Below are 20,189 nucleotides of genomic sequence, written 5' to 3'. Positions count from 1 at the left end.
TTTAAAATTTAAGTTGTAAGTTCAGACCATAGGTTCTAGTGGATGGCAATGATCCCCCTTCGGTTCCTTGAATGTTTCCACTTCCACCTGAGGCTACCTCTGGATCAAAATTGTCATTGTCCAACCCCCAGATGAATAGGTTTCTTCCAAATGCGGTTAATCTTAACGAATTCGCTCCAATTGGTTCAGTCCATTTTTTTGGCAATGTATAGCCCAAGGTTACCTCACGAAGTTTAAAATAGTCGGCATCAAATACGTTTTGTGCTGCAGGTCCAAAAAAATGATCTTGCCCCCATTGTTGTGCGGATATAACCTGGGTGTTCTCAGAGGTATTTGATACGGTATAGGAACCATCATCATTAAAGACCACATCTCCTTGAACAGCATCAATAACAATTCCTTCTTCTCGTATATTGTTGGCCGCTGTATCTTCCAAGATACCAGAATAATGGCCAAATACGTTGGTCAACGAACGATATTTACCACCTTTTTGGACATCGATCAGAACACTTAGATCAAAATTCTTGTAGCGAAATGAGTTTCTGAAGCCCATGTTATAATCAGGCAAGATAGATCCAAGATTTTGGACGGTATTGGTTTGTAGGTATCGGCCGTTGCTCCCGACAACCCTTCTACCATTGTCATCGTAAATAAAATCCGTTCCCCGAAGAACGCCATAAGGTTCACCCACAACGGCATTTAGTGTTATCCCCTGAAATGGCAGTGATGCAAGTTGAAGGGTTTCCACCCCGGGCAGCAATTCCAATAGCTTGTTTCTGTTCCTCGAAAAGTTCCAAGTAAAATTCCAATCAAAATTATCCGATTGGATAGGAGTGATGTTTACCAGTGCTTCAATACCCTTATTCTCAAGTTTTCCCGCATTGGAAACGGTGGAGCGGTATCCGGTACTGGCATCCACTTGGACCGGGGTGATCAAATCCTCCGTAGTTTCGTTATAATAAGTGAAATCGAAAGAAATGCGGTTGTTCAACAGTGCCATTTCCAATCCGACTTCCCATGTGGTTTTTTCCTCAGGTTTCAAATTCGGATTCAGATTGCTGTCAGGTTGGCTGTAACGAATGGTGCCCAAGAATGGCTGACGGCTTGAGTATACATTTGCCAGTTGATAAGGATCCGCGTCACTTCCTACTTGGGCATAACCTCCACGGATTTTACCAAGGGACAGCCAATCCAGATTTAGTAATTGGGAAAATACGATACTACCATTTATTGATGGATAAAAGTAGGAGTTGTTATCCTCTGGCAGGGTAGAGGACCAATCATTTCTACCGGTAACCGTTAAATAGGCAAAGCTATTATAGCCGAACGATACCGAACCAAAAACTGAGTTGACCCGTTTGCGCTCATCGTAATCCTGTATGGTGGCATTTCCGTTGGAATTTTCCAGATTATAGATGTTGGGAACGGCCAAGCCCCCATTGGTATTACCTAAGAGACTATTGAACCGGTTATCCCTTCTGTTGGCACCAATAAAAGTATCCAAAGAAAGCTTGTTGCCAAAAAAGGTATTGCTGTAATTTAAAATGAATTCATAGTTCAATTCCAAAAAATCACGATTGGCTTCCCCGTAGCCAGACTGGGATTGCGAACCTTCGGCTATTTGTGTACTTATGCGGGAGTCGTAAGAATCCCCATAAACCTTTGCTGTGAAGTACAAATCATCCCTAAGGTTGTATTTTAACCCAATGTTTCCATAAAATCGGGTTCTGCGGTCCTTGGCAATATTATTGTTCAATACCCAATAAGGGTTATCGGTAAAACGAGGAGTGGGATTATCATAGGCTGTTCGGTTCCAAGTTCGTTGGGTACCATCGGAGAGGACATAATTCTTTAATCGGTCCACATCCAGTTGGGTTTGACCAAATTGTAAAAATTGAAGTGCTACACTATTGGATGAATAACCCACAGCTGGCCTGTTAAAACCATCGGTAACGGTAAAATTGGCACTGGAACTGATTTCCAGTTTTTCCGAAGGTTTGATGGAACCGTTAAAGTTCAAAGTAGTTTTGTCCAGTTCACTATTGGGAACAATACCTTTTGACTGAGTGTTGTTCACTGAAAATCGGGTTTTTGCTTTCTCGTTTCCATAAGAGAAGGCTACACCATTGTTGACGCTTACACCGGTATTGAAAAAATCTTCTTTGTCCGCTTTGGGATAAACCCATGGTCTAGGGGTCAAATAATCATCGGCAAATTCCGGGTCAAAGGCATCCCAATGCAACACCAAACGATTGGGATCGAAACGGGGTCCCCAGCTTTCATCGGTGGCATAGTCCACAATATCATACGTGACACCGTTTATGGTTGCTTGTCTGAAATCGGACTGACCTATTGTATTTGGGTTTCCGGCACCCCCTCCGTACAGTTTCTGCACTTTTGGGAAAATGTTTACATCATCAAAGCTGACACCGGAATTGATCACAATCTCGGATTTTCCGTTTTTTCCAGACTTTGTGGTGATGATAATGGCTCCATTGTTGGCCCGTGCGCCATACAATGCAGCGGCGGCACCTCCTTTCAAGATGTTCATGCTCTCAATGTCGTCCGGATTGATATCGAAACCGGTATCGCCAAAGTCATAACCTCCACTTCCGGTTTGTGTTGCCGTGGTGTTGTAGTTACTGTTATCCAAGGGAAGCCCATCAACCACAATGAGGGGCTTGTTATTTTGGGTTATCGATCCAGCACCTCTCAACAATATGCGGGTGGATCCTCCCAAATTTCCACTAGGTGTCGTAATCTGGGCTCCAGCAACGCGGCCGCTTAGGGCACTAAGGGCATTGGACTGCCTACTTTGGGAAACATCGTCCCCACCAACCACCTGCGTGGCATACCCGAGGGATTTTTTCTCCCGAGAAATACCAAGGGCGGTGACCACAATCTCATCCAAAGCCTGTGCATCCTCGAACATTTGAACATCGATTCGGTTGGGAGCACCAATTGTTCTTAGGACATTCTTTAATCCCAAATAGGAAAACATTAGTACTTGGCCCTCCTGGGCGGTTATTTGATAGTTTCCATCAAAATCGGTTTGGGTTCCACTTTGGGTTCCCTGTACAATAACATTAACACCGGGAAGTGGCACGCCGAATTCGTCCGTTACCACCCCTGAAACGGTCTTTTGCTGGGCATTCAATGAAGCCCAAAGCCCGAAAATCAAAATAAATAGCGTTTTTTTCAAAGTAGTTCGTTTTAATTTGTATTAAAGTGAACTTGGCAAGGGCCATTGTAAAATGTTGTTAGTACTAGTTCAAAACGAGAAATTTTTAGTGCTAATTAAAAAAAGTAGTACAGTTATAATTTAATGACCCTTTTCCAAGATTGGGACGCAAAGTAGGAGTGCGGAATTATTTTAGAGTAAATGTTTGTCTAAGCAAACGATGTCTGATAAAAATTAACCTTTACTTTGAAAAATTTTAGTATTGCTCCTTAAATAAACTGAGTCTTCTTACGTGCTGATATTCATTTGATTGTGTGTTCACTTTTGTGTCGGGCCCGTTTGGATCATAATGTGCGTAAGGGTGGTTTGTTCACGTTTTTTTATGATTTTGATTTACCATAGATGTTGGAAAGTACGCGACAAATAATGAGCTGTCAAGGTGTGTCTTCTTGGGTTTTGTCGTTTGGTCAACCATTGTCTGTAGAACAATTTCCATCCTCAATTTGAAAGTTGTCCACGAAAATACCTACTAATATTTTAGCGAAAACCATCCTATAAAAAAGGATGCTCAACACAGATTTGAACACTATTCCTTTATTCGTTTCTTGAAGCAGGGAACCAAAAAAAGAACTATGGAACAACTATATAGATACATTGAACAGTACGTGGAATTGTCTTTGGAAGATAAATGGCTTTTGTTGTCCCACACTTCCAAGCGTACCTATTTAAAGGGTCAATATATTGTACAGCAGGGTGATGTGTGCAATTATGAAAACTTTGTTTTGAATGGGTGTACGCGCACATTTTATTTGGACAAGTATGGCAATGAACATGTGGTAATGTTTGCCATACGGAATTGGTGGACAGGGGATATGGGCAGTTTTACAACAAGGACACCTGCATCGTACCATGTACAATGTCTTGATGATACCGAAGTGATCCAGTTTACACATGAAGGGCTGGAACTGTTGTACCAAAAAATTCCCCAGTTGGAACGTTTTTTCAGATTGATTGTTCAAAAGGCATTTGTTGCTTCAGAAAAAAGGGTCATTGCCAATTTCTCTAAGACCGCACGTGAAAGATATTTGGAATTCTTGGCCAAATATCCTGAAATTGAACAGTTGGTGCCCCAATATATGATCGCTTCCTACCTTGGTATTACCAAAGAGTTTCTTAGTAAAATCAGAAGCGAACTCAGAAATGAACACGTACACCATGTTAATCTAGATTAATCTTATTTTTTAAACTAGGTTGTTTTTCCATTAAGCAGTTTGGAACAATTTTGTCTTTAGCGAATTATAAAAAAATTACTAAAGATGAAAAAAAACGCACTTAAAGGATGGGGACTGTTCCTCATGCTACAGGTAGCAGCAATTGGATTTGGTCAAAACACGGTTTGGAAAGTTGATCCATCACATTCCACCATAGGATTCTCTATTGACCATTTGGTGGTTTCTGAAACGGTAGGGGCATTTAAAGACTATACACTGCAGGTTGTTGCAAATAAACAGGACTTCTCTGATGCCAAGATCGACTTGGTGATACAGGCAAACAGCATAGACACCCATGATCCCAAAAGAGATGAACATTTAAGGAGCTCTGATTTTTTTAATGTGGAAGAGTTTCCCAAAATAACATTTAGTGCGGATGGTTTTGACATATCCGATAAGAAAACCTATAAATTGATCGGTACACTTCAAATGCATGGGGTTACCAAACAGATTACCTTGAATGCCAAATTTGGGGGCATAGTGAAAGATCCGTGGGGAGGTACCCGAGCCGGACTTAAAATTTGGGGTGAGTTGGATCGCTATGATTTTGGGTTGAAGTATAATTCCTTATTGGAGGCCGGAGGTTTGTCCATTGGAAGAGAGGTTCGGATCGAATGCCGTGTGGAGTTGATCAAGAGCTAAGGGAAATGGTCAAGCTTTAATTTTGATAGATGGTGTGGCCTTGACGGTTCGAAGTCGTGATTTCTTCGGGCCGTCACCCTTTATTGTGGACCCCATTTTCCTTAAATCTAAATTTGGTCGGTTCATGTCCTAATTGGACAAAACTAAAGTTACAGCTTTTTCGATTTAAAATTTCCAATTTCAATTCTTCTGCCCAAAAGGGCATGGGAAGAATAAGTAATCGCAAGTGATGTGTGGTGGCCGCTTGCTTGGTAATGCTCCACCTTACACTAACTAAGTATAGCAATTATAAAAATGAACTGTTTCATGGTGATTGCAAATCAAGATGTATTAGATCTTGGGACCAACATGGCTATCCGGTTTTCTATTAATAACTTGATCATTGGATGTACTGGATTGTTAGGTGTTTTGTATTCCTTTTATCTATTGATCAAGGATAAAGGGTATAAACGGCCCATTGGTTTTCTTGGTTTTTTTCTATTGGGATTGTCTGTTTCACTTTTCGAGATTTACTTATTATGGACAACTCCGTTGGATTATCATCCCATGGTGTTGTTTTCCAAGGTGCTATTTTTTATTTGGGCTCCAAGTTATTACTTGTATGTTCAGAGTGCACTGGGTAAACTGTCTAACAGGACCTTTATACACTACTTCCATTACACACCTTTTATAGTGCTGTTTCTCGGAATTATATTTTTTGGTAATTACCATACCCAAAATGAAAGTGGAAGGATTCTTTTATTTGACTTGGTGAACAGTTTGGAATTAAAGGGGATTTATACATTTCTCTATGTGCTGTTTACCGGTAGAACCATATTAAGAGGCAAAAAAGGATTGGACTTTTTGCAATCGATATCCTTGGGTGGGCTTTCCTTTTTTATGGTTTGCATTACCATTATTTTGTCGGCAAGGTCACTTTTGGTCGATAGTGGAAATATGAATCAGTTATTGATCTATGTTTTGGTTTTATTGGTTATGGGATGTGTCTTTCTAATTATTTTCATACATCAATATCCATTTGGCAATCAAGATTCTTATTCCGGTGATACCAAAGAAGAAACAAAATATAAGCACTCCCCATTGACTCAGGATATGGTCAATGTTATAGGTGCAAATTTGTTGGACTTATTGAAGAGAGAACAGGTGTTCTTGGATCATTCAATTTCGTTGGAGAAGGTTTCCGAACTGGTGGATACAAATCGGTATGCTGTGTCACAGGTGATCAACCAGAAATTTGGCAAAAGTTTTTATGAACTTATCAATGATCATCGGATAACTTATGCCACAAAAGTGATGAAACAACAGGCCAATCGGAATCCAGGCCCTTCAAAACTAAAAATCATCGACCTTGTTTACGACTCGGGTTTCAATAATAAGGTATCATTTTACAAGGCATTCAAAAAAAGGAAAGGGGTAACCCCAAAAGTCTATTTGGAAATGGTTCTTGAAAAGGAGGAGATTTGTTGAAAAAGGTTCTATTTTCTCCCAGTAATTCATTTCTCACTACTTTAGGTGCCACAATCGAATAATTAAAGTAGGGCAATGGGCATAAAATTGTGTTTTAAGGCAAAATGAGAGCTCACAACACTAATGAAATAACCATATTGAAATATTGGTTTGCCTATTGATATCTGCAGTTTACATTTTTAAAATGGCTGTAAAATCACTGCTGATAGCATAGCGTCTTTATTTACCGGCCCCCAAGCAGAATTGAAGGTTTAAAAACAATGTATCATGGTACCATCGGATCTTTTTTCTCCTGTTCAGAAAGTACTCACTGACTATACCGATTTTTCTACAGAACAACTTCTTCGGATCAGGAAAGCATTTAAGGTAAATTTTCTCAAAAAAAAGGAATATTTGCTTCAACCGGGTTCCAAGGCAGATTCCCTTTACTTTGTGGTTGAAGGATGTGTTAGGGTTTACAGGCTTGTGAGTGATCGTGAGGTAATCATGCAGTTCGGTATCAAAGGTACTTGTGTCAGTGACCTTCAAGGATATATCGGGGAAAAACCATCCGAACAGTTTATACAAGCAATAGAACCATCTGTGGTGCTCCAGATCCATAAGGATAAATTGGAAAGGTTATTTGATGAGATACCTCCATTGGAACGTTTCTTTAGAATAAAGTTTCAAAATGCACACAGTGAATTACAGGAGCGTCACCACCTAAATTTAAGTATGGGGGCCAAGGAACGTTATGAAGAATTTCGTAAACGTTTCAAGAATTTGGAGCAACGTGTACCGCAATACATGATCGCTTCTTATTTGGGTATGACCAAAGAGTTCCTCAGCTACATTCGAAGGTCAAATTAGTTTTTTAAGATATCTTCTTTTTTTTCGGTTTTGGCGGAGCAAAATTTGCCGTTCAAATCGAAAATATAAATCATGAGAAGAAAAATTTTGACTTTTACAGCAATCGCGGCTTTATCCGCCAATTTGTCCGTGGGACAAGAAAAAGTTGGGAAGAGTCCGTGGGGGAGCAATGACCAGATTGGGACTTTGAACATGATGACAGATGCATCCAAGTTGCAAGCATTAAAATCTGTTGGTACGGGAAAAACCTATGATTTGGGGGTGGAATACTTTGTTGGAATGCCTGGTTTCAATTATTTGGGCGACCCTGAGTATCAATTTTGGAATACCCATACACCCCATGGCACCTTGGTGGACAATCCCAATTATCAAGGAGATGCCATGAATAAAAAGGTGAGTTATACATCGGATGCCATTTCCATGCTGACCCATTCTGGCACACACATTGATGCCTTGAACCATTTCGGGCTCAACGGCCAAATTTATAACGGTTTCTCCGCAGAGCAATATTTGGGAGACAAGGGTTGGAAAAAGGCCGGAGCCGAAACCATACCACCTATTATTGCACGGGGCGTATTGATCGATGTGGCCGGGTATAAGAACAAGTCGGTGTTGGATAAAAACTATAGGATAAGCAAGGAAGATCTAAAGGGGGCTCTAAAAAAACAAAAAGTGACCTTGAAAAAAGGGGATGTGGTTTTGATTCGTACCGGTCAAGCCTCCCATTACAATGATGCGAAGAAATATTTAGATCAGTATCCGGGAGTTAGCCTTGATGCCGTAAAATGGTTGGTAGAGGATCAACATATCATGATCTTGGGAGCGGATAATTTAGGTCTTGAAGCTTTCCCTTCGGTTCAACCAGGGAACTGGGTGCCTGTACATTGTTACTTACTTGCCGAAAAAGGGGTTATGTTCATGGAACAATTGAACTTGGAGGAAATTGCTTTGGACGGCATTTATGAATTTGCATTTGTAGCATCTTCCATAAAATTGCGAGGTGCAAGTGGTTCACCAATGAGGCCAATCGCATTGCCTTTCAATAGAAGGGCCGAATGACATATGTAAATTTAGTCATGGTAGTGAAGATCCATTGTTCAAGGGGCAATCGATCTTCACTCCTTTTATTCTTGTTAGTATTCTTTTGCGCTGCCGACTTAAACAAGTATGGGTATCTTTAAAATGGAAATTGTATGTCCACGGTCCATTTAACAAGGAAAAGATCGGTAATTATATTGTTTTTTATTTTGGTCAATTCGTTTGTACATGCGCAGGAGCCATTGAATTCCGGTTCAATAAATGTTAATGGCAAAAGCATTTATTACGAGACCTATGGATCGGGGGAGCCCTTGGTGTTTTTGCATGGCTATGGTCTGTCTTCCCAATCGTGGAAATCTTATGTAGCCAGTTTTGAAAAGGACTATAGGGTGTACCTGATTGATTTGCCGGGACATGGGAAGTCGAGTAGGTTTATGGAAGATTTGTCCTTCCGAGATATGGCCGCAGATGTAAACCAAGTGTTGGTTCAATTAGGACTATCCAACGTTAAGGCCATTGGATTTAGCTTTGGCGCCGATATACTTTTCCAATTGGCCTTGATCAATCCGAAAATGGTCGATTCGATGGTCAGCGTTGGTTCCACAGGGTCTTGGGATATTAATGATTTTCCGGAACTCAAAAAGACTTTTACCTATGCGAATAGGGATAAATTCCCTTGGCTGGTGGATTCCCAATCCAATGAGGAACAAGTGAAATTGGTTTTGGAACAGTTCCAAAACTATACCGTCTATCTTACCGATGAACAACTGCAACACATTCGGGCACGGGTGTTGATCGTATCGGGTGATAACGATCCGGGAGTGGATTTACAAGAAGTGGCAAGACTCAAAGCATACCTTCCCCAATGTGATATATGGATATTGCCCCATGTGGGGCATAGTGCCCATACCGGAGAAAACAAATCTGATTTTGTTGAAAAATCCTTGGCATTCTTGGCAGGGAAGTAAAGATATCGCCTTTCTTCCTAAGAAGACTACTGTCTACAAATTGTCTTTGCCCCCCCCTTTTTTTAATGTTCATTCAAAAACACAAATAAAAGTTAAATAATACATACAGACTTGTCTGAATAAATAAGATCAATTTTCTTTGGACCAAGATTCTGGTGCTTGATGATTTAGCGAAATGGCCATCTGGAATCTGGGGGCATAATAATAGTCCAATACAGCCCAAAAATTTGTGACTCACAGATCTAATCAATTAAAATTCTAAACAGATGCTAAGACGATTAATACTTAATAACATATTTTTTCTAACCATTGGCCTAATGGTGTCATGGCAAGGCCAAAGTGCATATACCAACAATAATAAAACCGTAAATATGGGCGAACCAACCAAGTACAAAAAGAAAAGAATCAATGGAATCAATATTTTTTACCGAGAGGCAGGGAACCCTAAAAATCCAGCCATTATTCTCTTGCATGGTTTTCCAACCTCGTCCCACATGTATCGAAAGCTGCTAGATGAACTTGCGGATGACTTCTATTTGATTGCTCCTGATTATCCAGGATTTGGGGAAAGTGATTTTCCCTCACAGGATACCTTCTTGTATACTTTCGACAATATAGCAACAATCATGGGTAAGTTTGTCAAATGCTTTGATTTGCAAGAGTACGTGTTGATGATCCAAGACTATGGCGCGCCCATAGGATTTAGGATTGTCACGGCTGATCCGGGAAAGGTAAAGGGTATCATCAATCAGAACGGAAATGCCTACGAAGTTGGATTGGGCAAGGCTTGGCAAGGTATTCGAAAACTCTGGGCCAAAAACAGCCCAGAAAATAGGGCGGCCCTTTTGGCTGCGTTTTCCTTGGAAGGCTTAAAATGGCAATATACCCACGGCACCAGAAACCCGGAAAACATCAACCCCGATACATGGCAACTGGATTTTTTAAGACTGTCTCGTCCAGGTGCACATGAAATGAATCTGGATTTGTTTTATGATTACCAAAATAATGTAAAACTGTATCCCCAGTGGCAAGAATACCTTAGAAAGTATCAACCCCCAATGTTAATTGTGTGGGGAAAGAATGATGAATTTTTTCCAGAATCCGGGGCGAAGGCCTATACCAAAGACTTAAGAGATGTTGATTACAATGTGTATGATACCGGGCATTTTGCCCTTGAGGAAGAAGGGGAAGCCATTATCGAGAAAATACGTTCATTTATGGCCAAATTGTAACTAGTTATGGCACATCAAAAACAGGAAGTTAGGGATAGGATACTTTTGACGGCGGATAGATTGTTCCAGGAACAAGGATTCAACGAAACGGGTATCAATCAGATCATAAATGAGGCCAAAATTGCAAAGGCCAGTTTATACTATCATTTTAAGTCCAAGGAAGAATTATGCGTCGCCTACTTGGAACAACGCAACCGCATTTGGAACGAAGCTTTTTATGAATTTTTGAAGAACAAAACGAACAAGGTCTTGGCTGCATTTGACTTTTTGATCGATCGTAATTTAGCGGATGATTTCAAGGGTTGTAGTTTTCTAAATATGCTGTCCGAAACAAGTCCCGAAAAGAAGCAGATCTACGACCTGATCCAAAGCCATAAGAGTGGGCTGCTGCTTTTTTTCGAATACGAACTTAATGATAAGGAGTTGGCTTATGTTATATATTCGCTATTTGAAAATGCCATTATTGAAAGTAAGCTGTACAGAAGTCAAGATCCTATATATCGGTTAAAAAAATATGCCCAAAAATTATTGGAACGATAAAACACATTGGGGAGGCTGATGACCGATCTGCCCACCATCGGTTTTAAAGTTCCAATTCATAGGCCAAATTACTTTTCTTTTTAAACCCCAATCTTTGATATAGTTTTTTGGCCCTTTGGTTGTCCGGGGTAACTTCAAGTTGTAAGCAGACCACTTCTTCCATTTTTGTTGCGATAACATATTGAACAAACCCTGTCCCTATTCCTTTAGAACGATAGGGTTCAGTTACGTAAAGCTCGTCAATATGTATCACAACACCACCATATTCATTGCTCCAAAAGTTGACCAATATCGCATACCCGATAATTTCGATACCTTCTTCCATCACAACCACTTTGCCCAGATCGGGTTTTTGGGAAAGGTGCATAAGGGTGGCCATGGCCTTTTGCATGCTCATGGCCTTGGGTCCTGGGTCTTCCGAATATAGCTGTATCATAAGTTTACAGATATTCGTATAATCCGCAGGTTTACTGGTTCTAAATCGGATTGGCATGGAACAGGTCGTTCAAAATAATCATTAACCCTAGGTCGTTGGATAGGAATTGGCATTACTAAAAATCACTTGGAAAAATTGATGACGAATGCCACGTAACACCATCAAATTTCGTTCAATTTTCCGAGGAAGTTAGATAGAGCATTCCAATATTCATCGGCCCCTTTTTGACCGATCCAAACGGCCCTAGATCCATGAAAACCCTCAGATTCCGGTATGTATTGCATTTGATCATCGTTCGTTTGACTTTTTTCCAACAATTCTTTCAAGTCTGTGGACTCCTCTTTCGATGAGGTAACCAAAAAAGGCTGTTTAATTTTAGGAAAAACAGTTCTCAATGAAGGCAATTTATCGCCAAAATAATCTCCAGGACTGAAGGCTATCACTCCCTTTACCTTGTTGTTATGGGAAGCAATATGAAGGACCAGCCCAGCTGAATAGGAACTGCCCCAAAGAATGATTTTCTGCCCGTACTTTTTGGAAAGATAATCGATTGCCGCTTCAATATCCTGAAGGGCATCGGTAAAGCCTACCTTGGTCTTATTTTCATTCTTTGCCAATTCATGTGTCTCATTCATTTTACCTGCAAAGCTTCCGCCCGATCGTTGGTCCAATGCCATTGCATTATATCCCATTTTGTTGAGGCGTGGGGCAATATCCGCATATTCAAATTTGTTGTAACCTGCTTGGTGGCATAACAGAATCACTGGCTTTTCAGATCCGATGTGATAAAGATTGCCAGTAACCATTAGTCCATCATTGGCCTTAAAGGTGACCGTCTCCTTATTATAGGAAAAAGTAACCTTGCCAGGGTCCGGTACCTTTACGCTGGATTGCATCTTTTTTTGCTGTTCCAGTTGTTGTTTGACCAAGTTGTCCACAAAATCAATTTTCCAAATTTTGCCGTCCGCATCTAAATGGATATTGGATTCACTTACGCCCAATTGTTCAAAATCATACCTCAATTTAGTTTTTCCTTTTTCGGATGCAATGATTTCCAAACTATTGAGTTTTGGCAGCTTGGTTACTATATTGGTCAGGATGGGCAGGGTGTTTTTGGGTGGAAGCGGGGCAAAACGCAACGAATCACTTAAAAAAGGTTGTACTGAAGTAAGACTTTTTTGGTGAAAACTGTTCTCAAAAGCCCGTACCTGAGGCTTGTAGTCTTGTGCGTTTATATTGGATGCGATGAAAAATACGACCAAAAGCATTCCAAGTCCGAGAAATAGTTTCGATTTTTTAGGTTTGGAATCGGAAAGATAAAGGATACACCCCACCACAAAGCCAATTTGCAACATATCATGGAGCCATGTTCCGTTGTCCAGGGGTAAACTCCCGATTCCGGCCAAAATCAATACGGCACCAATTCCTTTTAACCATTTACTTGTTTTATTTTTTTCCATTATTTATTGGTTTTACCCAGTAAGTTTGTTTTGGTAGTCAAGAATTACACTTTTGGACTATTTTTTTTTAAGGTCTCCGCATATTGGTTCAATCGGTCCAAATAGGGTCCAAATTTCAGACGATGAATCAGCTTGTTTATAAAATAGGACACCATACCAATTCCTATCGGCAGAAAAAACAATGATATGGTTTTCATATTTATCCCTAAATCGTAATTCCTAAAAGCAAAACCATAATAAACCCATGTGCCGATTAAAGGCGTTGCCAGCGTATCAGAGAGCAGGTTGAACCGGAGTGCTTTGTTCATTGCAGCAATAAACGTTTTAAGATTTTGCGCCAAACTTTCCGAAGATTGCTCTAAAGCTGCAATTCTTGAAAATGCCAGAACATTGAAATAGAGCATGGCCAAGATCAATAGTACTAGTAGCCCAAAAAGAATGATGGATTCTTGAATGGAAAAAATGGGATGCAGGGGATTGTTAACTGGATTGTATATAGCAATGAGCAACAGAATGATTGAGGCACAAAGGGAGAGTGCCCCAACTGAAAACTTGATTATGAGACCGTTCTTGATTTTGGAAATTTCCGATTTTGACTTCCCGTGTATCAGATTAAATAACTTGTCCTTTGGTACCGTATCGTGTTCGTAAATATCCTTTTGATAAATACTCCATGCCAATTTTAAGGTTGTCATTTCCATATTACTCATTTTTAAAAGTCTTAGCAATTTTCTTTCGTATCCTTGTCATTTTTACGCGAACGTGGTTCTGCGTGATTCCCACTATTTTTGCGATTTCCTCATTGGGTAGTTCATCCAAGTGGAGCAGCATTATGGCTTTTTCCACCTTGTCGAGTTTTGCAATGGCCTGGTGTAATCGTTGTACCATTTCATTGTCAAATTCCTTGTTATTGGATGGTTGTGGTTCTTTGAATTCGTACGCTTGCAAGAAAAAATATTTTCGTTTTTTCTCCTTTTGAAAATCTTGGATGGCAATGTTTAAGGCCACCCGGTACATCCATGAGGAAAATTTGGATTTTCCCTTAAAGGAGGGGTAAGACCTCCATAATTGCAGCATAATTTCCTGAAACAGGTCTTGTCTGTGGATTTCGTCATCACAATACAACCGACAAACCTTGTGGATGATTCCTTGGGACTCATTCACACGATTCATGAATTCCATTTTGTTTGTTTTCGACTTGGTCAAGAAAAGATTGCGTTTTAGAGGGTACCCTGTCTATAGTGTTAGTTGAAAAATGAGGGGTATAATTACAGAACATTCGAACTTTTTCAACATACGTTTGTTCCCAATTAAACGATTCGGGCATTGGTTTTATAGCGCTCCTGTGGCGTCCAATTCACCTGTTGTTGTTCGTCTAGAGGATTTTTAAAAACTAAAAACCTCCAAAAGAACTCTGGGCTCCTTGGAGGTTTAAAGGGTAGTTGGTCATTATTTCCCCTTACATATTCTTTCCTTACCTAGGTATGGATTGGTCTAAATTGATAGCTTGTCTTCGAAAAGATCAATATTCAAAGGAAATACCCAAGGAAAAAGTTGGACCATCATATACATTTCTCCGTTCTACGATGAACCCGGCATAATCGGAATAGGCAGCGATCAAGCTCATGTGCTTGCCTGTTTTGTAGATGGCATTGAATCCGTAAGACGTAAAGGTAGTACCCTCCCCGTAAAGAAACGATCCCCCTTGGTTACCTTCCCCTGATGAAAGTTTTTCCAGTATTCGGAGCTTTCCGATCAAATAAAGTTTTTCAAAGAAAAGATGCCCGATTTCTCCACCAGCTTGAAACTGGTTACTAAAGGATTCGGTCCTAAAATTGATTCCGGTGTAAAGACTTGCATACGTTTTGCCCTGCCCAAAGGAATGGGAGCCCACAAGCGTGGTCCAAACATTGAACTCACCATCCGAAGTGGGTAAATTGATACGGTCAAAAGTGCCCAAAGCGTTGGGCTGCTTTGATCTTGCAAAATTGGTCCCATCATCTGTCGGTATTTCGAAATCGGCCTGTATGGCAATGGGCAGCTCATTGAACAATTTATATTTTAGACCTGCTTTTAAGCTACCAACACCCGCTACGGTTTCTGTGGAATTGAAACTGTTCAAGATAAGTGCAGGCAAATCCACTAGAGCGGTTAGGCGGTTTGTTATCCCATATTCACCATACAAAATAAGGGCGCTGCTGTTGAACCGGCTCCCACTGTTGAACAAGGTCCCTTCGGTCGAATAGTAGTCTCTGGAAGAGTAATGGGATATGGAACTTTGTACATAAAAACTTTTTGCTTTCCGTGTCCATCCGCTTTGCGCTTGGAGCTGGGGAATAATGCTTACCAACACTACGATGGCATACCAGTATTTTTTCATTAGAGTCCTGTTTTTGGAATTAAAAAAAGCCTCCAGAAACATGGCCAAATGTTTGAGATTGCTCTCGGGCCATGTTTGTGAAGGCATTAAAATTTTTTACTTTATTGGAGTTCGGCGTTACCAAACGGAATGTTAGCCGTGGCGCACCATAAAATAACGTGCGTAAATTTTGCTTCCGGTGCTCCATTCAACCGGATGAACATTTCACCATTGTTTTCCACGTTACCGATCAATCTCAGGTCAGGATTTCCATTGGCAGGATCTGCAGTGTAGGTATCCGAGGTGGAGAAATAAATGGCTACTGTACCTGTGCCCAACTCAGTGGTAAAGTTTTCGGCAAAGCGCAAAAAGTTGGTTCCTTGTGAATCAACACCCAGTTGTACGGTTCCTTGGGTTGGCGTTCCGCTTTCGGCCACCAATGATCCCTCACGACTCACCTGAAACGTGCCGACGGGTACGGAAGTGTCAATAGTGATTGTTTCACCGTCGTCATCTGAACAGCTTACCAATACAAAGGCAAATACTGACAAAATACCCGATAACATTGCAAATTTTCTTTTCATCAATTTAATTTTTAAATAGTTAGGATTTAGATTTTGAAAAATCAGTTGGATCATTTTGATCCCTGTTTTATTTCGAGATCAAACCTACAGGTAACCTATCACAAAAATTTCACGGTTATGTAACAAAAGAATTTCTGGGTGAACGACTAAACTTCAATGAAAGGGAACACTACGCAAAGTGTGAATCACATAAAATGGCTGCAGTTCGAGAAGAATTGCAGCCATTTAATGGTTTTAGGATGATTTTTAAATCGAATCGTTGGGTTCGTTGTAGATTTCTTGGGCAGGTTTCAAGGCAATGCGTTCAACGACCAATCGTAAGGATAGAAAGTGATAGGTGTGTCTGATGGTATTTTCTTTTTTCTATACGGATTGATGAAATCCAGAAAACCTTTGCCATTTTTTTTAAAATCACCCTCGTACCATTCAAAAATTTGGGATAGTCCCACATTACCATCCTGGAGCCTTATAAACTGTGGATTGTTTAGGGAATACGCTGTTTGTTGCTGTAATTGGCTATCCAGTGTCTCAGGCAAATAAGCCTTGTTTATAATAGGGGGACAACCCTTTCCGGCACAGACCAGGGCAAAATGAAAACGAGGTTCGTTAGGAAATGTCGCCCGTAAAAGTTTGTTTTCAATATCGTTCAAAGTAAGGTTCCTTCCACCAACAAAGTGGGTCTTGGCATCAAAAAAGCCCGGGACATCCAACGGGGAGTTGATAGGGTACGCCTCCACAACACTTTTAATCACCAGTAAATTATAGGCGTTGATCCAGAAGGCCTGGTAGGTTTTTGGATTTTTTGTGCTAACCGATACTTCTCGTGCTATCTCCAACAAATCGGTCATTGAATCGGGATGCTTTTTGATCTTCTGGTACGCTACCTTACCATCCTGTACATATTGACCAAAAAAAGTATCGGCCTTTTTAAAGAATTGGGAAGTATCCTGTGCCTTCCCCAATGTTGAAATCAACAGTAGGAAAAGAAGAATTATTGGTTTGTTGGTTCTCATGTAATTTGTTTTTGTTATGCGTGTTTTCATTATCCTTCTAAACTTTCATTGCTGTTTTGGTTATAGGTCGCTTTGTTTTGATAAGTGATTACAAATGAAATGGTAATATGTTTCAAAAAAGTCACAAAACCTTCAAATTATAGGGCATTGAAGATTTTCGGAAAGTACATGGCCACTATTGGCAACGGCGTAGCCATTTTAAACTTTATGGTGAGGATTCCGTGATAATTAACCCGTTACTTCGTGGAAACTAAAAACAAAGGAAATGGAAAGTGCACCCAATAGGTGTCCTTTTCCAATACTCCTTTTAAAAAAATCAAGTTTGAAGACAGTGCAATTATTGCTTTTACTTTTTTTGGGAAGTTCAATTTCCACAATTCATATATCAGATGTATCAAAGGAGTATGTAAGGAACTATTATGGGAACGGCACGCTTAAATCGGAAGGATGGCTAGATGTCCAAGGGAAACAAGATTATTGGAAGTTTTATTATGAGAATGGAGAGGTGATGCAAATGGGACACTTCAATAACAATTTAAAGCGTGGGTACTGGTATTTCTATACCTCCAATGGTATTTTGGAAAAGGAAGGCCATTTTATAGATGGAAAGATGAATCTTTGGTGGCTGTTTTATGACGTAAATGGTCAGATCGATCATAAATGTCAACTCAAAAATGGTCAAAAGAATGGTTATTGTTTAAAATATGACCATGAAGAGATCACCTCTGCTGAAAAATATAGGAATGGAACAAAAATTAAGGAGTGGTTTGATTTCGATAGTTTTCGCAAGGAGAATAAGCTTTCCGATCTTAGGTAATGCCCAGTACGGAATACAGGAAGTTGGAACAAACCCATTTTTTGCCAGAAGCCAGCATTGCATACATACTTGGAATTCTGAACAGAGTGCACAGCTAGATATTTGAGCGATAATTTGTTAGGGTTGTCCATAAATGGGCAAGGCAAAACTGAATGCCGTTCCTTCGTTGGGATTGCTGATCACCGTAATGGCACTATCATGTATATCCATTATTTTTTTTACAATGGCCAGTCCCAAACCTGAACCTTCATGCTCTTTGCCTGTTTTGGTCTGTCGGTAACGCTCAAATATCAAAGGCTGGTTTATCTTATCGATCCCTGGGCCCGAATCTTGGATAATTACCCTAACATGGTTGTTTGTTGTCTCGACCTTAACTTCAATTTCACCATTGTTGGGGGTGAACTTGATGGCGTTGTCCATCAAGTTTTGTATGGCCCGTTCCACTAAAGAAATATCTGCAAAGACCAATGGCACCTTATCCGGGATATTTATTTTAAAATTGATATTCTTTTCCTCGGCCAAAAGGGAATATTCCCTGTGTATATCATTGGCTAGCTCGCTGAGCAGAAATGGTTCTTTTTCAGGCTGGATCTGATTGGATTCCAATTTGGAATACTCGAATAACTGAGCGATCAATTTGGAAAGACGCTCGCTACCGGAGGATATGATCTTAATATAATTTTGTTGCTCTTCCTCGGACAGGGTATTCCCCTTCATATGCAAAGTTTCAATATACCCTTGTATAATGGCAAGGGGAGTACGGAGGTCATGGGAAATATTGGCTATCAATTCTTGCCTTAATTGCTCCACCGATTTTATTTTTTCTATATCTGCAAGGATGGTATCGGCCATATTGTTATAGGTTGTTGCTACATTGGCCAAGTCCGTTTTATCCGCATTCTGGATGCGATATGTCAAGTCACCTTCTTTAAACCGCCTTGCGGCAAAAATGATTTCACGGAGGCTTCGGGTAAGATACCAAATGGCCAAAACCCCCAGAAGCGTGGCAAAGAAAAGAGTTAGCAAGGATCCTCCAAGGCCGATATGGACCAGGTAACCGTTGTATAGGTCGTTTCGAATGGCCCAATAATCGTTTCCGGCCAGTAAAATGTAGATATAGCCTTCGTGTCCATTTTTATGGAATTTGGCTGCGGAGAAAATGGTCTGCCTCCCTAAATTTTTTGGATCATCGCCCAAAACATATTTTTTTCCATCGTTACGGATAAATGTATGAATGGGTTCCAAATCCACTTGTATTTGGTCTGTATTCGGCATATTATGATCCAGTACCACAGAATACTGCACATGCCCTTCGGAGTCCAGCAAGTACACCTCAATGGCCCTGTTAACGGCCATCATATTGTGCATAATATCACCGAATAGCGCCTTATTAACAGCTCCGGTCGAATCGAAAGGTTGGTTGTTGTTGAATTTTTCCGTTATCAGATCTTGGGCAAGACTGGCGTTCAACCGCTGCGTGGTTTGGTAGTAGTACTGATTTGAAAAATAGATTGAAGTAACGGTATAACCAATTCCCGCCATCAAAATAATGGTAAAAAAGGATAGGATCAGTTTTACAACAAATTTTGTGGTAAGAACATCGCTTCTCATATACAAAGGTTCAGGATTGGACCAATTCTTCGTTGAACTTATACCCAACTCCCCAAGTGGTTAAAATGAATTTTGGCTTTCCCATATCCGGTTCAATTTTGGAACGAAGGCGATTAATATGGGAATTCACCGTATGTTCGTATCCATGAAAATCATAACCCCAAATCATGTTCAACAATTTTGAGCGATCATAACTTTTACCCGGGTTGGAGGACAACAAGACCAATAATTCAAATTCCTTGGGCGAAAGATCAACGCGCCGACCTTCCAAGAGCACTTTCCGCATTTCAATATCTATGATCAAGGAATCAAATTGCAGCGTTTTGCTATTTTCGGTGGGATCCTCCAGTTTGTCCATTTGCTGTCGCCTAAAAATGGCCTTAATACGAGCGATAAATTCACGCACACTGAAAGGTTTGGTAAGGTAATCGTCTGCGCCTACCTCCAGTCCCAGAACTTTATCGATTTCTTCGGAACGTGAGGTTAACATCATAATGGGGGAATGTATTTCGTTGGCCCTCAGTTGTTTGCAAACTTCTATTCCATCCATCTCAGGCATCATAATATCGAGTATGATCAGGTCTGGATTTAGTTCCATTGCCTTTTGGAGGCCCTTGGATCCATTTTGCTCCGAAACCACGTTGCAATCCAAGTCTTGGAGATGGATCTTTAATAGTTGCACGATTGCCAAATCATCTTCAATGATCAATACATTCTTCAT

Annotated in this window: 19 protein-coding genes; 9 read left to right on the top strand and 10 right to left on the bottom strand. The window is 40.4% G+C overall.

The genetic code is table 11. The features are described 5' to 3' along the window. Nucleotide 1 precedes the first annotated feature (1 nt). Nucleotides 2-3,202, bottom strand: a complete 3,201-nt coding sequence (locus EO131_RS05550) for a SusC/RagA family TonB-linked outer membrane protein (RefSeq protein ID WP_127019724.1) — start codon at nucleotides 3,200-3,202, stop codon at nucleotides 2-4. Nucleotides 3,203-3,813: 611 nt separating this feature from the next. Between EO131_RS05550 and EO131_RS05545 the strand changes: the two genes are divergently transcribed. From EO131_RS05545 to EO131_RS05510, 8 genes are all read left to right on the top strand, one after another. Continuing rightward, a complete protein-coding gene (locus EO131_RS05545) occupies nucleotides 3,814-4,413 on the top strand; it encodes a Crp/Fnr family transcriptional regulator (RefSeq protein WP_127019722.1) in 600 nt (199 codons plus the stop codon). A gap of 84 nt (nucleotides 4,414-4,497) precedes the next feature. Continuing rightward, nucleotides 4,498-5,094: a YceI family protein gene (locus EO131_RS05540; protein ID WP_127019720.1), complete on the top strand. Its 597-nt coding sequence runs from the start codon at nucleotides 4,498-4,500 to the stop codon at nucleotides 5,092-5,094. A 306-nt stretch (nucleotides 5,095-5,400) separates the two neighbouring features. Further along, entirely contained in the window at nucleotides 5,401-6,561 is a 1,161-nt protein-coding gene (locus EO131_RS05535) for a helix-turn-helix domain-containing protein (protein ID WP_164731619.1), read from the top strand. A 267-nt stretch (nucleotides 6,562-6,828) separates the two neighbouring features. After that, nucleotides 6,829-7,410: a Crp/Fnr family transcriptional regulator gene (locus EO131_RS05530; protein WP_127019716.1), complete on the top strand. Its 582-nt coding sequence runs from the start codon at nucleotides 6,829-6,831 to the stop codon at nucleotides 7,408-7,410. A gap of 72 nt (nucleotides 7,411-7,482) precedes the next feature. Further along, the gene (locus EO131_RS05525; RefSeq protein ID WP_127019714.1) at nucleotides 7,483-8,469 is read left to right on the top strand and encodes a cyclase family protein; all 987 of its coding nucleotides are present in this window, start codon (nucleotides 7,483-7,485) and stop codon (nucleotides 8,467-8,469) included. A 134-nt stretch (nucleotides 8,470-8,603) separates the two neighbouring features. Then, on the top strand, nucleotides 8,604-9,416 hold the full coding sequence (locus EO131_RS05520) for an alpha/beta fold hydrolase (RefSeq protein WP_127019712.1): 813 nt from the start codon (nucleotides 8,604-8,606) through the stop codon (nucleotides 9,414-9,416). A 371-nt stretch (nucleotides 9,417-9,787) separates the two neighbouring features. After that, nucleotides 9,788-10,648, top strand: coding sequence for an alpha/beta fold hydrolase (locus EO131_RS05515; protein ID WP_127019710.1), 861 nt, complete (start codon nucleotides 9,788-9,790; stop codon nucleotides 10,646-10,648). Between the two features lie 6 nt (nucleotides 10,649-10,654). After that, nucleotides 10,655-11,188, top strand: coding sequence for a TetR/AcrR family transcriptional regulator (locus tag EO131_RS05510; protein ID WP_127019708.1), 534 nt, complete (start codon nucleotides 10,655-10,657; stop codon nucleotides 11,186-11,188). 43 nt (nucleotides 11,189-11,231) lie between these two features. Here EO131_RS05510 and EO131_RS05505 read toward each other — a convergent pair whose 3' ends face one another. From EO131_RS05505 to EO131_RS05475, 7 genes are all read right to left on the bottom strand, one after another. After that, nucleotides 11,232-11,624, bottom strand: a complete 393-nt coding sequence (locus tag EO131_RS05505; protein ID WP_164731618.1) for a GNAT family N-acetyltransferase — start codon at nucleotides 11,622-11,624, stop codon at nucleotides 11,232-11,234. 161 nt (nucleotides 11,625-11,785) lie between these two features. After that, nucleotides 11,786-13,084, bottom strand: coding sequence for an alpha/beta hydrolase (locus EO131_RS05500; protein ID WP_127019704.1), 1,299 nt, complete (start codon nucleotides 13,082-13,084; stop codon nucleotides 11,786-11,788). A 44-nt stretch (nucleotides 13,085-13,128) separates the two neighbouring features. Continuing rightward, nucleotides 13,129-13,785, bottom strand: coding sequence for a hypothetical protein (locus EO131_RS05495; RefSeq protein WP_127019702.1), 657 nt, complete (start codon nucleotides 13,783-13,785; stop codon nucleotides 13,129-13,131). A gap of 1 nt (nucleotide 13,786) precedes the next feature. After that, complete coding sequence (locus EO131_RS05490; protein ID WP_206512845.1) at nucleotides 13,787-14,257, bottom strand: RNA polymerase sigma factor; 471 nt, start codon at nucleotides 14,255-14,257, stop codon at nucleotides 13,787-13,789. A gap of 349 nt (nucleotides 14,258-14,606) precedes the next feature. Further along, nucleotides 14,607-15,464, bottom strand: a complete 858-nt coding sequence (locus tag EO131_RS05485) for a hypothetical protein (RefSeq protein WP_127019698.1) — start codon at nucleotides 15,462-15,464, stop codon at nucleotides 14,607-14,609. Nucleotides 15,465-15,565: 101 nt separating this feature from the next. Next, nucleotides 15,566-16,027 carry a DM13 domain-containing protein gene (locus EO131_RS05480; RefSeq protein WP_127019696.1) on the bottom strand — a complete coding sequence of 154 codons (462 nt, stop codon included), beginning with the start codon at nucleotides 16,025-16,027 and terminating at the stop codon, nucleotides 15,566-15,568. 290 nt (nucleotides 16,028-16,317) lie between these two features. Beyond that, on the bottom strand, nucleotides 16,318-17,040 hold the full coding sequence (locus EO131_RS05475) for a DUF547 domain-containing protein (protein WP_127019694.1): 723 nt from the start codon (nucleotides 17,038-17,040) through the stop codon (nucleotides 16,318-16,320). A gap of 331 nt (nucleotides 17,041-17,371) precedes the next feature. Here EO131_RS05475 and EO131_RS05470 point away from each other — a divergent pair, with 331 nt between their 5' ends. Then, a complete protein-coding gene (locus tag EO131_RS05470; protein ID WP_313790027.1) occupies nucleotides 17,372-17,857 on the top strand; it encodes a toxin-antitoxin system YwqK family antitoxin in 486 nt (161 codons plus the stop codon). 117 nt (nucleotides 17,858-17,974) lie between these two features. On the opposite strand, the gene EO131_RS05465 is transcribed toward EO131_RS05470, so the two are convergent. Beyond that, nucleotides 17,975-19,468, bottom strand: coding sequence for a sensor histidine kinase (locus EO131_RS05465; RefSeq protein ID WP_127019692.1), 1,494 nt, complete (start codon nucleotides 19,466-19,468; stop codon nucleotides 17,975-17,977). A gap of 10 nt (nucleotides 19,469-19,478) precedes the next feature. After that, nucleotides 19,479-20,189, bottom strand: coding sequence for a response regulator transcription factor (locus EO131_RS05460; protein WP_127019690.1), 711 nt, complete (start codon nucleotides 20,187-20,189; stop codon nucleotides 19,479-19,481).

It is taken from the genome of Flagellimonas beolgyonensis (genome assembly GCF_003992615.1).
Taxonomy (GTDB): domain Bacteria; phylum Bacteroidota; class Bacteroidia; order Flavobacteriales; family Flavobacteriaceae; genus Flagellimonas; species Flagellimonas beolgyonensis.
This window is presented reverse-complemented; position numbering and strand designations above follow the sequence as displayed.